12 protein-coding genes are annotated in these 14,528 nt (G+C 60.2%); 10 read left to right on the top strand and 2 right to left on the bottom strand.

What is annotated here, in order from left to right; translation table 11 throughout:
* The first annotated feature begins 93 nt into the window (after positions 1–93).
* A complete protein-coding gene (locus tag ACM6IK_RS07065; RefSeq protein WP_414873721.1) occupies positions 94–2,055 on the top strand; it encodes an FAD-dependent oxidoreductase in 1,962 nt (653 codons plus the stop codon).
* A gap of 177 nt (positions 2,056–2,232) precedes the next feature.
* The gene (locus ACM6IK_RS07060; RefSeq protein WP_414873720.1) at positions 2,233–2,829 is read left to right on the top strand and encodes a cupin domain-containing protein; all 597 of its coding nucleotides are present in this window, start codon (positions 2,233–2,235) and stop codon (positions 2,827–2,829) included.
* Here ACM6IK_RS07060 and ACM6IK_RS07055 read toward each other — a convergent pair.
* Complete coding sequence (locus tag ACM6IK_RS07055) at positions 2,826–3,758, bottom strand: helix-turn-helix domain-containing protein (protein ID WP_414873719.1); 933 nt, start codon at positions 3,756–3,758, stop codon at positions 2,826–2,828. The two genes, ACM6IK_RS07060 and ACM6IK_RS07055, sit on opposite strands and share 4 nt — an antisense overlap.
* Before the next feature lie 162 nt (positions 3,759–3,920).
* On the opposite strand from ACM6IK_RS07055, the gene ACM6IK_RS07050 reads away from it, so the two are divergent.
* From ACM6IK_RS07050 to ACM6IK_RS07040, 3 genes are all read left to right on the top strand, one after another.
* On the top strand, positions 3,921–5,279 hold the full coding sequence (locus tag ACM6IK_RS07050) for a glutamine synthetase family protein (RefSeq protein ID WP_150813217.1): 1,359 nt from the start codon (positions 3,921–3,923) through the stop codon (positions 5,277–5,279).
* A gap of 152 nt (positions 5,280–5,431) precedes the next feature.
* On the top strand, positions 5,432–6,520 hold the full coding sequence (locus ACM6IK_RS07045) for a polyamine ABC transporter substrate-binding protein (protein WP_414873718.1): 1,089 nt from the start codon (positions 5,432–5,434) through the stop codon (positions 6,518–6,520).
* Positions 6,517–7,818, top strand: coding sequence for an NAD(P)/FAD-dependent oxidoreductase (locus ACM6IK_RS07040; protein WP_414873717.1), 1,302 nt, complete (start codon positions 6,517–6,519; stop codon positions 7,816–7,818). Before ACM6IK_RS07045 ends, ACM6IK_RS07040 begins: the two co-directional genes overlap by 4 nt.
* Positions 7,819–7,939: 121 nt before the next feature.
* On the opposite strand, the gene ACM6IK_RS07035 is transcribed toward ACM6IK_RS07040, so the two are convergent.
* Positions 7,940–9,592, bottom strand: coding sequence for an arylsulfatase (locus tag ACM6IK_RS07035; protein ID WP_414873716.1), 1,653 nt, complete (start codon positions 9,590–9,592; stop codon positions 7,940–7,942).
* A 373-nt stretch (positions 9,593–9,965) separates the two neighbouring features.
* Here ACM6IK_RS07035 and ACM6IK_RS07030 point away from each other — a divergent pair, with 373 nt between their 5' ends.
* The 5 genes from ACM6IK_RS07030 (at position 9,966) to ACM6IK_RS07010 (ending at position 14,403) form a co-directional block, all read left to right on the top strand.
* Entirely contained in the window at positions 9,966–10,562 is a 597-nt protein-coding gene (locus tag ACM6IK_RS07030) for a paraquat-inducible protein A (protein ID WP_108215786.1), read from the top strand.
* A complete protein-coding gene (locus ACM6IK_RS07025; RefSeq protein WP_414873715.1) occupies positions 10,559–11,215 on the top strand; it encodes a paraquat-inducible protein A in 657 nt (218 codons plus the stop codon). The genes ACM6IK_RS07030 and ACM6IK_RS07025 overlap by 4 nt, the downstream gene beginning before the upstream one ends.
* Positions 11,196–12,872, top strand: coding sequence for an intermembrane transport protein PqiB (locus ACM6IK_RS07020; RefSeq protein WP_414873714.1), 1,677 nt, complete (start codon positions 11,196–11,198; stop codon positions 12,870–12,872). Before ACM6IK_RS07025 ends, ACM6IK_RS07020 begins: the two co-directional genes overlap by 20 nt.
* 17 nt (positions 12,873–12,889) lie before the next feature.
* Positions 12,890–13,447 carry a membrane integrity-associated transporter subunit PqiC gene (locus ACM6IK_RS07015; RefSeq protein ID WP_414873713.1) on the top strand — a complete coding sequence of 186 codons (558 nt, stop codon included), beginning with the start codon at positions 12,890–12,892 and terminating at the stop codon, positions 13,445–13,447.
* A 299-nt stretch (positions 13,448–13,746) separates the two neighbouring features.
* Complete coding sequence (locus tag ACM6IK_RS07010) at positions 13,747–14,403, top strand: histidine phosphatase family protein (RefSeq protein ID WP_414873712.1); 657 nt, start codon at positions 13,747–13,749, stop codon at positions 14,401–14,403.
* Positions 14,404–14,528 lie beyond the last annotated feature (125 nt).

Here is a 14,528-nt window from a genome sequence, read left to right as displayed (position 1 = left end):
TAACGCGTGTTGTCTGGATGAACGCGTCGCTTTCAAGTGCATCGCGAGCAAGCTCGCTCCTACACAGGTCAGCCTGCCTGGAGTACCCGCACCATGCCGACCTCGACACCCGCCTTCGCGCACCTGTTCGAACCCCTGGAGATCCGTGGCAAGCGTCTGAAGAACCGCATCATGTCCAGCGGTCACGACACCTCGATGCCCACCGACAACCTGGTCAATGAGCAATTGATCGCCTATCACCGGGCGCGTGCCGAAGGCGGTGCCGGGCTGATCGTGCTGCAAGTGGCCGGCGTGCATGACAGTGCGCGCTACACCTCCCATGTGCTGATGGCCACCGACGATGCGTGCATCGAGGGCTACCGCCAACTGGCGCAAACCTGCCATGCCCATGGCACCGTGGTGTTGTCCCAGGTGTTCCATCCGGGGCGGGAGATCATGGAGTCCAGCGATGGCCTGCTGGCGGTGGCCTACTCCGCCTCGTCGGTGCCCAACGAACGGTTCCGGGTGATGCCCCGGGCGCTGGACCAGGCCATGATCGACGAGATCGTCGCCGGTTATGCCGCTGCCGCCCGCCGCCTGCATCAGGCCGGCATCGATGGCGTCGAGGTCGTGGCCAGTCATGGTTACCTGCCGGCGCAGTTCATCAATCCGCGGGTCAACCGGCGTACCGATGGCTACAACGGCGAGCTGGAACAGCGTTTGCGTTTCCTGCGCGAAGTCATCAAAGCCGTGCGCGCGGCCACCGATGAACAATTCATCATCGGCCTGCGCATTTGCGCCGACGAACGCGATCCGCAAGGCCTGACCGAAGACGAATCCCTGGCCGCCGTGCAGTCACTGCAAACGCAGCTCGATTACGTGCATATCGTCGCCGGCACATCCGCCTCCCTGGGCGGTGCGGTGCATATCGTGCCGCCCATGGCGATCGAAGCGGCGTATCTGGCTAAAGAAGCCGGGACGTTCAAGGCCGGTCTGAACATTCCGTTGTTCGTCACCGGGCGCATCAACCAGCCCCAGGAAGCCGAGCTGATTCTGGCTCGCGGCCAGGCCGATGTGTGCGGCATGACCCGGGCGCTGATCTGCGATCCGCAAATGCCCAACAAGACCGACAGCGGCCGCGTCGAAGACGTGCGGGCGTGCATTGCCTGCAACCAGGCGTGCATCGGCCACTTTCACAAAGGCTTGCCGATTTCCTGCATCCAGCACCCGGAAACCGGGCGCGAGCTGATCTTCGGCGAACGCCGACAAGCGCCGCAGCGCAAACGCATCATGATCGCCGGAGGTGGTCCGGCCGGGATGAAAGCTGCCGCCGTCGCGGCCCGGCGCGGGCATGAGGTGACGCTGTACGAAGCCAGCTCACAATTGGGCGGTCAGGTGTTGCTCGCGCAGCTGCTGCCACGACGCAGCGAGTTCGGTGGAGCGAGCACCAACCTGCAACGGGAAATGGAGCTGGCCGGCGTGCGTGTGGTGCGCAATACACGAGTCGACCGGGCACTGGTGGAGCAGGAAAAACCGGACATGGTGATCATCGCCACCGGCGCCGAGCCGTACTGGCCGCACTTTGAGCGCGGCGGCGAATTACAGGTGGTGGACGCCTGGCAGGTGCTGCGTGACGAGGTGCAGATCGGCCGTTCGGTGGTGGTGGTCGACTGGCGCTGCGACTGGATCGGCCCCGGCATCGCCGAACGCCTGGTGCGCGCCGGGCACCAGGTGCAACTGGCGGTCAACGGCACCCATTGCGGGGAAAACCTGCCGCTGTACGTGCGCGATCAACTGGCCGGCGAGCTGCATAAGTTGGGCGTGCCGATCACGCCGTACGCGCGGTTGTATGGCTGCGATGACAACACGGTGTACCTGCAACACACCGCCAGCGGCGAGCCGATGCTGATGGAAAACATCGATACGCTGGTGCTGTGCCAGGGCCATCAACCGGTCGATACCCTGGGTGCTGAACTGCAAGGGTTGGTGGAGTTGCGCCGCATCGGCGACTGCCTGGCGCCGCGCACCGCCGAGGAAGCGATTTATGAAGGCCTGAAAGTCGCGTGGGAGCTTTAAGGCTGTTTATACTCCGGGGCTTTAACGGCTAACACCAACCCTGTAGGAGCGAGCCTGCTCGCGATGAACCCGAGAACACCACTGGGTGTCAGGCTTCCAGCGTTATCGTTAGCGACCATCGCGAGCAAGCTCGCTCCTACAGGGGATTGTGGTCCCCATCCCGGTTCGGAACTTTCCATGAGCAACAACAGCAAATCACAGCCCGCAACCGGCAGCGCCGAACCGCATTTCCTCGGCACGCGCATTCGCGGCCTGCGTAAACGCCGGGGCATGACCCTGGCGGAACTGGCGCAACAGAGCGAGCTCACCGCCGGCTACATCAGCCAGCTGGAGCGCAACCTCGCGTATCCGTCGATTCCGGCGCTGTTCAACATTGCCCGCAGCCTCGGCGTCACCATCCAGTGGTTCTTCGCCAGTGAAGCGGTTACCGCCCCCGAGGACGATGGCGTCGTGGTGCGCAAGCACAGCCGCCTGAACGTGCATTACGAAGACGGCATCGTCGACCAGTTGCTGACACCGCAAGCCAACCGCCAACTGGAAATGCTCCACTCGCGTTTCCCGCCCGGCACCTACAGTCAGCAAAGCTACAGTCACGACGGTGAAGAAGCCGGTTATCTGCTGTCCGGCAGTTTTGAGCTGTGGGTCGGTGAGCGCCATTTCCAGCTCAACGAAGGCGACAGTTTCAGCTTTTCCAGCCAGGAACCACACCGCTATGGCAACCCTGGCGATGTCGATGCAGTGGTGATCTGGGTGATTACGCCGCCGACGTTCTAACGTCGGCCGCGGCCACTTGACTGAGTGGTACTCGCACGCTTGAGGGTGTCACTCGGCAGCTCGTTGAACAGCGCGCGATAGCTACTGGAAAACCGCCCCAGGTGCCAGAACGACCAATGCATGGCCACTTCAGCCACGGTGGTTTGCGTGGGCGTGCGGCTGAGCAATTCGCGGCGGGCGCTGTTGAGGCGGCGCAGGCGCAGCCATTGGGTCGGCGCCATGCCGGTGTAGGTCTTGAACGCATGCTGCAACTGGCGCAGTGAAACCCCGGCCACCTGGGACAGTTCCAGCAGGTTGAGGTGTTCTTCCGGGGTGTCCGCCGCCCATTCCCCTACCCGTTTCATGATCGCCCGCTCTCCCGCACGACGCTGCAAGGCACCCTGGTCGAGGCCGACACAGGCGTTGTCGAGAATGAACAGACAGTCTTCCAGCAGTTGCTGGGTCAGCGCTTCGCGGCTCGGTGGATCGAAGGTCTGCGACAGCCGCGTCAAGGTCCCGCTGAGCCAGCGGCAGAACAGCGCGTTCTGCCGGGAGTTGAGCGGCGCCATGAACAGCCCTTCGAGTCGGGCGATGTCCAGGCTATGACGTTTTACGAACTCCGGCCCGAACACCACGGCGATTTCCTGGTAGTTCTCCGGGGTGATCCAGATGTTGCGACTTTCGCCATTCAACACGTACAGCGCGTTGTCGCCGCGATCGAAACAGAACGACAACGAACCCTGGGGCGCGCTGAAATTCTGCTCGACCCGGGTGTTCATCGACTCCTCGTAAATCTCCACGCCCTGCAGATCCAGATAGCGCACCCTGCCCGCGAAATGCCCCGGCGACATCTGTTGGTAATGCTGGACCCAGCCCGGCGTGGCGCGGATTTGCTCGGCGACATCTGCGGTGTTGAAGGCTTGGACCTGGAGTGAATTGGAACCTGTCATGGGGCGACCTTACGCACTCTTTTGGTGCGCTTCGTGCTGCTTAAAGTGGATAGATGGAACCGCAAGGCTCGCACAAGATAGACGTCAACGCGCTACAGGGGAAGTGTCCGGCGGATGAAACCGGCCTCCCCTGGCGTTAATAAAACCAATAACGAGGTCTTTATGAATGTCCCTTTCGATCAGCTGTTCACTTGGCTGAAAGATCACAAGATTACCGAAGTCGAGTGCGTCGTCAGCGACTTGACCGGCATTGCACGCGGCAAAATCGCACCCACCAACAAATTCCTGCATGAGCGAGGCATGCGCCTGCCGGAAAGTGTGCTGTTGCAAACGGTAACCGGGGACTTTGTCGACGACGACATCTACTACGACCTGCTCGACCCGGCCGACATCGACATGGTCTGCAAGCCGGATGCCGACGCCGTTTACGTGGTGCCGTGGGCCATCGAGCCGACCGCCATCGTGATCCACGACACCTTCGACAAGTTCGGCAACCCGATCGAACTGTCGCCGCGCAACGTGCTGAAGAAAGTCCTGCAGTTGTACACCGACAAAGGCTGGCGGCCGATCGTGGCGCCGGAAATGGAGTTCTACCTGACCCAGCGCTGCGAAGACCCGGACTTGCCGCTCAAGGCGCCGATGGGCCGTTCGGGCCGTGCCGAAAGCGGTCGGCAGTCGTTCTCCATCGATGCGGCCAACGAATTCGACCCGCTGTTCGAAGACGTCTACGACTGGTGTGAGCTGCAAGGTCTGGACCTCGACACGCTGATCCACGAAGACGGCCCGGCGCAGATGGAAATCAACTTCCGTCATGGCAACGCCCTGGACCTGGCCGACCAGATCACCGTGTTCAAGCGCACCATGCGTGAGGCGGCGCTCAAGCACAACGTGGCGGCAACCTTCATGGCCAAGCCGGTCGGCGATGAGCCGGGCAGCGCCATGCACCTTCACCAGAGCGTGGTGGACATTGCCACCGGCCAGCCGATCTTTGCCGATGCCGATGGCAACATGAGCGAGCTGTTCCTGCACCACATCGGTGGCTTGCAGAAGTACATCCCGAAAGTGCTGCCGATGTTCGCGCCGAACGTCAACTCGTTCCGCCGCTTCCTGCCGGACACCTCGGCACCGGTCAACGTCGAATGGGGCGAAGAAAACCGCACCGTCGGCCTGCGCGTGCCGACCTCAAGCCCGGACGCGATGCGCGTCGAGAACCGTCTGCCGGGCGCTGACGCCAACCCTTACCTGGCCATCGCCGCCAGCCTGCTGTGCGGTTACCTGGGCATGGTCGAGCGTATCGAGCCGAGCGCTGCGGTACAGGGCCGCGCCTATGAGCGTCGCAACCTGCGCCTGCCGATCACCATCGAGGACGCCCTGACCCAAATGGAAGAGTGCGACACCATCGGCCGCTACCTGGGCAGCAAGTTCGTGCGCGGCTATGTCGCGGTCAAACGCGCCGAGCATGAAAACTTCAAACGGGTGATCAGTTCGTGGGAGCGTGAGTTCCTGATGCTCAGCGTCTGAGATCTTCGCTGTCCGTAACGGCCTCATCGCGAGCAAGCTCGCTCCCACAGGGGAACGCATTTCAAATGTGGGAGCGAGCTTGCTCGCGATGAGGGCCGACAGACCACCAAAGAACCACCTGAACAATCCAATAATTCCAAGAAGGTATCGACATGCGTCTTTTGAAATCCATGGTCCCGGCCGCGCTGGCGGTTCTGTTCAGCGCCGTTGCCCAGGCCCAACCCCAGGTCAGCGTCTACAACTGGACCGACTACATCGGCGAAACCACCCTCGCCGACTTCCAGGCGAAAACCGGAATCAAGGTGATCTACGACGTATTCGATTCCAACGAAACCCTGGAAGGCAAGCTGCTTGCCGGTCGCACCGGGTATGACGTAGTAGTGCCGTCCAACCACTTCCTCGCCCGCCAGGTAAAGGCCGGCGCGTTCCTCAAGCTCGATCGCGAGCAGCTGCCGAACTTCAAGAACCTTGACCCGAAACTGCTGGCGCTGCTGGAGAAAAACGATCCGGGTAACGCGCACTCGGTACCGTACCTGTGGGGCACCAACGGCATCGGCTATAACGTCGACAAGGTCAAGGCTGTGTTGGGCATCGACAAGATCGACTCCTGGGCCGTGCTGTTCGAACCGGAAAACATCAAGAAGCTGAGCGCCTGCGGCGTGTCGATGATGGACTCGGCGGACGAAGTGTTCCCCGCGATGCTCAACTACATGGGCATGGACCCGCGCAGCGAAAACCCCGAGGACTTCAAAAAGGCCGAAGCCAAGCTGCTGCAGATCCGCCCCTACATCACCTACTTCCACTCCTCCAAGTACGTCTCGGACCTGGCCAACGGCGATATCTGCGTGGCCTTCGGTTACTCGGGTGACGTGTTCCAGGCCGCCAACCGCGCCAAGGAAGCCAAGAACGGCGTGAACATCGCCTACGCCATTCCCAAGGAAGGCGCCAATCTGTGGTTCGACTTGCTGGCCACCCCCGCCGACGCCAGCAATCCGAAAGAAGCCCACGCCTTTATCAACTACCTGCTGGACCCGCAAGTGATTGCCAAGGTCAGCGGATCGGTCGGTTATGCCAACCCGAATCCGGCCGCCAAGCAGTACATGGACCCTGAACTGGTCAGCAATCCCGAGGTTTATCCGTCCCAGGAAGTCCTCGACAAACTCTACATCTCCACCACGCCGCCGCAGTCGATCATGCGCCTGATGACCCGCTCGTGGAGCAAAGTGAAGTCCAACCAATGAATCAGTACACCAAGGAACACACCCTCTCCTATTACGCGGCGTCCGCCAGGGGCATGCGGCAGCGTCCCGCGCTGGCCTCGGATCTTGAGGCCGATGTCTGCGTGGTCGGCGCGGGTTTCACCGGCATCAACACCGCCATCGAACTGGCCCAGCGAGGGCTCTCGGTGGTCCTGCTGGAGGCCCGGCGGATTGGCTGGGGCGCCAGCGGGCGCAACGGCGGCCAGTTGATTCGTGGCATCGGTCATGACGTCAGCGGTTTCGCCAGGCACATCGGCACCGATGGCGTGCAATACCTGGAACATGCCGGGACCGAATCAGTGCGAGTCGTGGCCAATCGCATCCGCGAACACGGCATCGATTGCGACCTGCGCTGGGGCTTCTGTGAACTGGCCAATACGCCGGCCCAGTTCAACGCGTTGAAGGCCGAGCAGGCAGAGCTGATCGAGTCTGGCTATGCCTTTGAAACCCGGCTGGTCGCGTCGGAGCAAATTCGTGAGCAGGTGGTTAACTCCGGTGTGTATGCCGGTGGCCTGGTGGACATGGGCTCGGGGCATTTGCATCCACTGAACCTGGCGCTCGGTGAAGCGAAGGTCGCCGAGTCCCTTGGTGTGCAGATCTTCGAGCAGAGTCCGGTGCTGGAGTTGCTCCACGGCAGCACGGTGCAGGTCCGTTGCGCCGGCGGCACGGTGCGCGCCGGCACGCTGGTGCTGGCGTGCAACGCGCATCTCGAAGAGCTGGAACCGAAGCTCAGCGGCAAGGTGCTCCCGGCGGGCAGCTACATCATCGCCACCGAGCCGTTGTCGGAAGAGGCCGCGGCAAAACTGATCCCGCACAACCTCGCGTTGTGCGATCAGAAAGTCGGGCTGGATTACTACCGGCTCTCGGCTGACCGGCGCTTGCTGTTCGGTGGCGCGTGCCATTATTCCGGGCGTGATCCTTCGGACATCAGCGCCTACATGCGCCCGCAAATGCTCAAGGTGTTCCCGCAACTGGCCAATGTGCGCATCGACTTTCAGTGGGGCGGCAAGATCGGCATCTCGGCCAACCGCTTCCCGCAGGTCGGGCGCTTGAGCCAGCACCCGAACGTGTTCTACGCCCAGGGCTACTCTGGCCATGGCCTGAACGTGACCCACTGGTGCGCGAAGTTGTTGGGCGAAGCGATCCATGCCGGCCACAGTAAAGGCTTCGACGTGTTCAGTGCCGTGCCGCACATGACCTTCCCCGGCGGACGCGCCCTGCGTTCACCGTTGCTGGCCCTTGGCATGTTCTGGTATCGGATGCGGGAAGTGCTGGGTTGATCGGGTAAAGCACTGACCGCTGCTGCAGGCAATGCTGTTCAGTTAAGCGAATGTGGTCCTCTGTAGGAGCAAGCTCGCTCCTTCAATTTCCTTGACTGAACAGCATTGCGCCGCTGCAGGGCTAGTTTGGCATCGGAATGCTAATGCCTTCCTTCTTCAAATCGTCCCTAACCGACTGGAACTTCTGATACTTGGACAATTCGATCGGCCCGTCATAGGTCATGCTTTGCATCTTGCGAGGCGGATACTTGATGTAGGTCTGCATGAGTTTGTTGATCGCCTGACTGATCGGCACCATGGTCCAGGTACGCTCGGTGACGTTACTCATGAAGATGTCATAGCGCTCCTGTGGGTCTTGATACAAATCGAAGACCTGAGGCACCGTCGCCACGTACTTGGTGGCACCTTTCCAGCCCAGGTTGGTGTCCACCGCCAAGCCACCGGTTTGGGCGCCATCGTCGCCGCGCAGGTTGAACACGGCTTTGTAGTTGCCCACACGGGCGGCCCCTGGCGACAACTCGTTTTCGGTGAAGTAGAACCACTCTTTACGTGGGTTGGGGCCAGTGCCGGTAATCACCGGGGTCATGTCATAGCTGTCGAAAAAGATCGGCTGACCTTCGCGGTCCTTTTCCGGCAACTTGATACCGGCCACCGAGGCGAAGGTCGCCATCAAATCGAGGCCGCCGAGAATGTCGTGGTTCTTGGCGTTCGGTTTGATTTTTCCGGGCCAGGCCATGATCGCAGGCACCCGGTTACCGCCCTCGCGCACGGTGCCCTTGGTGCCCCGGAAAGGCGTGTAGCCCGCATCCGGGTAAACGTCCTGCCAGGCGCCGTTGTCGGTGGTGTAAACCACCAGCGTGTTCTTATCCAGGCCCAGCGCCTTGAGCTTGTCCATGATATGGCCGATGCGCGTATCCAGTTCGACCACCGAGTCGGCGTACTTGGACTTGGAAATCGACTTGTGGACGAACTCCGGTGCCGGCAGGTTCGGCTGGTGCACTTTCATGAAGTTGACGTTGATGAAAAACGGCTTGTCCGATTTGGCGGCAGTGTCGAGGAATTCCAGTGCAGCCTTTTCCACATAACCGTCGAAGTAGGGAATTCCGACTACACCGGGTTTGCCGTCGATGACCGGCGTATCAACATACTGGCCGTTGATCTTGAACTCTTCGACCGGCTTCTCTCCGGCCTTGCCCGAGAGTGCACCCTTGGTCACCTGGGCAAACATCGCCCGGGTTTCCGGGTCCATGTCGGGGAACCAGGTCGGGTCGGCGTAGGTGTAGGCATTGAGGTGATAGAGGCCGACGTACTTCATCACGTCATAGCCCTGGGCATTGGGCATCGCATAGTCGGCTTCACCCAGGTGCCACTTGCCGGTGAAGTAGGTCTCGTAACCACCGGTCTTGAGCACCGAGGCCAGCGTCCACTCCGCGGCGGGCAAACCACCGCCCTGACCCTGGAAGGCCACGGTGGTCATGCCGCTGCGATTGGGGATGCGCCCGGTCTGCATGGCGGCTCGCCCTGGCGTGCAACTCGGTTGTGCGTAGAACGAGTAAAAGGTTGTGCCTTCAGCGGCCAGTTCGTCGATGCTGGGTGTCGGCATGCCGCGGCCGACACCGCCGCCATAGGGCCCCAGATCCCCGTAACCGGTGTCGTCGGACACGATGAACAGGATATTGGGTTTTTCTGTTTGTGCTGCCTGGGCCATGCCGTTAAGCGCTATCAGTAATGAACCTGCTATGTAGAACCTTGAGCGATGCGAGAGTCTATTCATGGCGACCTTCCTTTATCGGGACGGATCCTTGTGGCCGGCTACGTGTTTTCAAGTAATCCGAGACCGGACCCTGGTGAGTTACCCCAAAACCATGCCCTCTGGTTAGTTCCAAGCATTCAACTGCCAAAAAAATGAAAAGCCTGTTGCTACTCAAGGCACCCGAGTCAGCCTAGTACGGTTATTATCAAAACGCGCATTGCAAGCAAAAGAATTCAAAATCGTTCGTCGCTGGTTTCCCCATGAAATACCTTGGGTCGAGGCATTCCCGGGCGGCGGATAGTGTTAAGGTTGCGACATTCGATTTGCTCAATCGCAAGTCACCTCTATATTGAGGGGGTGCTCTGAACTTCCTGCCTTCTGTCGAGCTTGCCCCATGGCATCTACTGATCAACTGATCATCTGCGAGCACTGCGACAGCGTTTACCAGAAAGTCACGCTCGCCAAACATCAGAAAACCCTGTGTACGCGCTGCGGCGGCGTACTTCAACGCTATAACGGCCTCACGGTGGAACAGCGTCTCGCCTTGACCTTCACAGCGTTGATGCTCTGGATATTCGCCAATTTCTATCCGGTGATGAGCATCAGTCTCAAGGGCGTGAAGAACAGTGCAACGCTCTGGGACTCGGTGCTTGCCCTGAGCCTGGGACCTATCACGTTCATCGCCATGGTGGCGGCAATCGCCATGGTCATCGCGCCGGTTTTCCAGCTGTTGCTGCTGATCTGGGTGCTGGGCTTCGCCCTCGCCCGGCAACGCTCGCCCGGATTCAAATTCTGCATGCGCTGGCTGGAAACCCTGAGGCCCTGGAGCATGCTCGAGGTCTGCCTGTTGGGCGCCATGGTCGCGGTGATCAAGCTCGCCGGTCTGCTCGATGTGCTACCCGGCATAGGGCTGTTCGCCCTGGCGGCGCTGAGCCTGATGATGATCCGTATCGCCGGGCGCGATATCCGCGAACTATGGGACATCCTATGAGCACGCCTCCGTACGCCGACGAGCTCAACCTGTGCCTGTGTCATACCTGCGGATTCGCCTGCGACATGACGGGCGAACCTCACGAATGTGAACGCTGTGGCGCGCCTTTGCATCGACGCAAAACCAATGCCTTGAACCGGACCTGGGCCTACATGATCGCCGCCCTGGTGTTTTACATCCCCGCCAATTTGCTGCCGGTAATGAACACTAAAATGGTCGGCCATGGCGCCGACAGCACGATCATGAGCGGCGTGCTGGAGTTCTGGGAAGCCGGAGCCTGGGACATCGCCCTGATCATTTTCATTGCCAGTATCGCGGTGCCGGGCATCAAGTTCGTCGCCATCACGCTGCTGCTGGTCACCGTGCAACGCGACAGCGAGTGGGCACGCAAAGAGCGGTCGACGCTGTACCGCTTCGTCGAGGTCATCGGTTACTGGTCGATGCTCGATGTGATCGTGGTCGCCCTGGTGGCCTCGCTGGTGAAATTCCAGGCCCTGGCCGACATCGAACCGCGCCCGGGCATTCTGTTTTTTGGTCTGGTGGTGGTGTTCACCATGCTGTCGGCCATGAGTTTCGATCCACGCATGATCTGGGATAAAGAACGGGAAAACCCACACAATGAGGAGGTCACGGATGAAGTCACAAGCCACTGACGGGCCGCAAGCCCTCGGGCCGGCACCGATCAAGACCAGCCGTTTCAGCGTTTCGCTGGTCTGGATCGTACCGATCGTCGCGGTGCTGGTGGGTATTTCGCTGGTGGTTCACAGCATTCTGCAACAAGGCCCGACCATCGTTGTCACGTTCAAGACCGGGGACGGCCTGACCGCGAATAAAACCGAGGTCAAATACCGCAATGTCGTGATCGGTCATGTCTCCGATGTGGAGCTGAGCGCTGACCAGAAGAGCGTCAACGCCACCATCAAACTGGAAAAACAGGCCGAAAGCTTTACCCGCGAAGACTCGCAGTTCTGGGTCGTGCGGCCGCGCATTGGCGCTGGCGGTGTGTCGGGCATCGATACGCTGCTGTCGGGCGATTACATCGGTGCCGATATCGGCCAGGCCAACGGCCGGGCAAAACACTTCAAGGGGCTGGAGAATCCGCCGCCTATCACCTACGGCGAGCCGGGCAAGCGTTTCACCCTGTTCACACAGGATCTGGGGTCGCTGGATATCGGCTCTCCGGTCTACTACCGCAAGATCCCGGTGGGTCAGGTGGTGGCCTACGCGCTGGACCCGGATGGCAAAGGCGTGAACATCGAGCTGTTCATCCATGCACCCAACGACAAGTACGTCACCGAAAACACCCGTTTCTGGAACGCCAGCGGCATTGACGTGAACGTCGGCGCCAACGGTTTTGCGGTCAAGACCGAATCGTTGTCTTCCTTGCTGGTGGGCGGTATTGCCTTCCGCGCACCCGACTACAGCCCTGACGATAAACCTGCGGCTGCCGAGTACGCCTACGAACTGTTCGAAGACCAGCAAACCGCCCTCGCCCCGCCTAACGGCAAACCGCAGTACCTGGCCATGCGTTTCGACCAGGCAATGCGCGGGCTCAAGGTCGATGCACCGGTGGAATTCCTCGGCGTGGATATCGGCAAGGTGGTGGCGGTCAATCTCGATTACGACGAGAAAACACGCTCCTTTCCGGTCAACGTCGGCATCGTGATTTACCCGCAACGCCTGGGCCAGGCCCACCTCAAAATGCTCAAGGCGCTCAATCATGACCCCAATGACGAAGCCGGCAGTGTGCGTCTGATCGGCACCTTTATCGAAAACGGCCTGCGTGCCCAGGCCCGCACTGGCAACTTCCTGACCGGTCAGTTGTACATCTCCCTGGACTTCTACCCCAAGGCTGACAAAGTCGCCTTCGATACAAAGGCTCGCCCGGTCATGATTCCGACCCTTCCCGGCAGCCTCGAGCAGTTGCAGGAAAAACTCGAATCCATGGTCGACAAGATCAACAAACTGCCGATCGAGCGTATTGCCGGCAATCTCGACGGCAATCTCGTCGAACTGCGCAAAGGCATGATGCAATTCAACGGCAAGATCCTGCCTGGCGTGCAGACCACCTTGGCGGACGTCAGCAAGACCCTGGTAACGGCCAATTCGACCTTGCAATCCGCGAGTTCGACCTTGGCCGAGGATTCACCGCAACGGGAAAAATTGGGGCAAACCCTGGATGAACTGGGACGCACGTCGAGATCCTTGCGTGATCTTTCGGATTACCTGGGACGGCATCCGGAATCGCTGCTTCGCGGCCGTCCGAACAATGCCGCGCCCGTGGATCTGCAAGGGCCACCGCGCAATTGAACACAGGAGCAACACCCATGGCTTTTCCGCTGAAGCTCACACTGGTCACCGCGATGTTGCTGCTCGCCGCTTGCCGCAGTGACCCGATTCACTTCCACACCCTGACCCCGGCCCAGGCGGGCGATCACTCAAGGACCAGCGTCGGGGCGATTCAGATCGAGACGATCAGCGTGCCGCCCCAGGTCGATCGTGCGCAGATCGTCATTCGCGAGGGCAACAGTGGCCTGGCGATCCTGGAATCCCAATGGTGGGCCGCGACTCTCGTGGACGAATTGCGCAGTGCGCTGGCCGATCAATTGAGTAACAGTCCTGCAAAAGGCAAATATTCGGTGCGGGTCGATGTGCAGCGTTTTGACTCGGTCCCCGGTCAATACGCGTTGATGGACGTGGAATGGCGCCTGCGCAGTGTCGGCATCGGTGACACGGCACGGGTGATTTGCCGCAGCACCTTGCAAACGCCGTCAGGCGCGAACATCGATGACCTAGTGCTTGCCCAGCAAAACAACGTCAAACGGCTGGCCGCGCTGATCAGCCAGGCTGCCGCCAGACCACAGGCGAACTGCCCTTCGCCCTGAACGGGTTTCCTCTCTGGGGATTAACGGTGGCAAGTTCGTCGTTAATCCCATTCCTTATGTCCCTTCTGTTTCCCGCTGTCATTCCCCGCTGGAGTACAAGAGAAAAAATCCGGTAACAGATTAATTACCCACCGCAACCCCCTCTGCAATTTTTTCACATTCCTTTCACCGCTCCGACACCTGCTCTGATTTAACGTGGGCCGCAATTAATTCGCTGACTTAGTCTCGGCGGTCATTTTTCGCGCTGTTTCAAGTGTTGTTTAACAGCACTTCCCTGGCGCTCCAATCGGTGGACAAACTTGGTCAACTCCGTCTCGCGTAAACCGTCTTCGCGTCTGTCTAAATCGGTCGCGGCCATTGGTGCATTGACCCTTGCCGTGCTTGCCACCTGTTTTGTCCTGTGGCCGAAATCACCGGCCAACCTGGCGCATGAGGGCGCGCAAGCCCGGACCCAATTGCTGCAACTATGGGGTGCCGGCGAGATCGCGGTGCTGGTTCGTCATGCCGAGCGGTGCGACCGTTCCAGCAATCCTTGCCTGGGCCCGGCCGACGGTATCACCCGTGTCGGCAGTGAAGCGGCCGCCGGTGTCGGGCAAGGCCTGGCACGCCTGGGCTTGACGCAAACCGACATCCTCACCAGCCCGGTGACGCGCACCGTGCAGACCGCACATTACATGTTCAACAGCGACCCGCGGACCCAGGAGTGGCTGGCGACCTGCGGCACGACCCTGCGTAACGATGTCGTGGCGCACAAGGTGGCACACCGTAACCTGGTGCTGATGACCCACAGCGGTTGCATCGCTGATTTTGAAAAGCAGACAGGCTTCAAGCATTCGGCGAAGGACGCCGAGTACACCAGCGCGCTGTTTGTCCACATCGATGGTCATGGGCAACTGCAAGTGCTCGGCATTGTGAATGCCGAAGACTGGAACACCCTATTACAAGAAAAGAACTGAAATCATTACCGACCGAAAACTTTGGCACAAAGTTGTTTCAAGCCGGACTGAATGGAACCTGAACACAACAGCGAGAGGTGTGATTGAACTTCTCGCTGTTCGATATCATTCCGGTTGTATCTCTC

It is taken from the genome of Pseudomonas sp. IT-196MI5 (assembly GCF_949767415.1).
GTDB lineage: Bacteria > Pseudomonadota > Gammaproteobacteria > Pseudomonadales > Pseudomonadaceae > Aquipseudomonas.
This window is presented reverse-complemented; position numbering and strand designations above follow the sequence as displayed.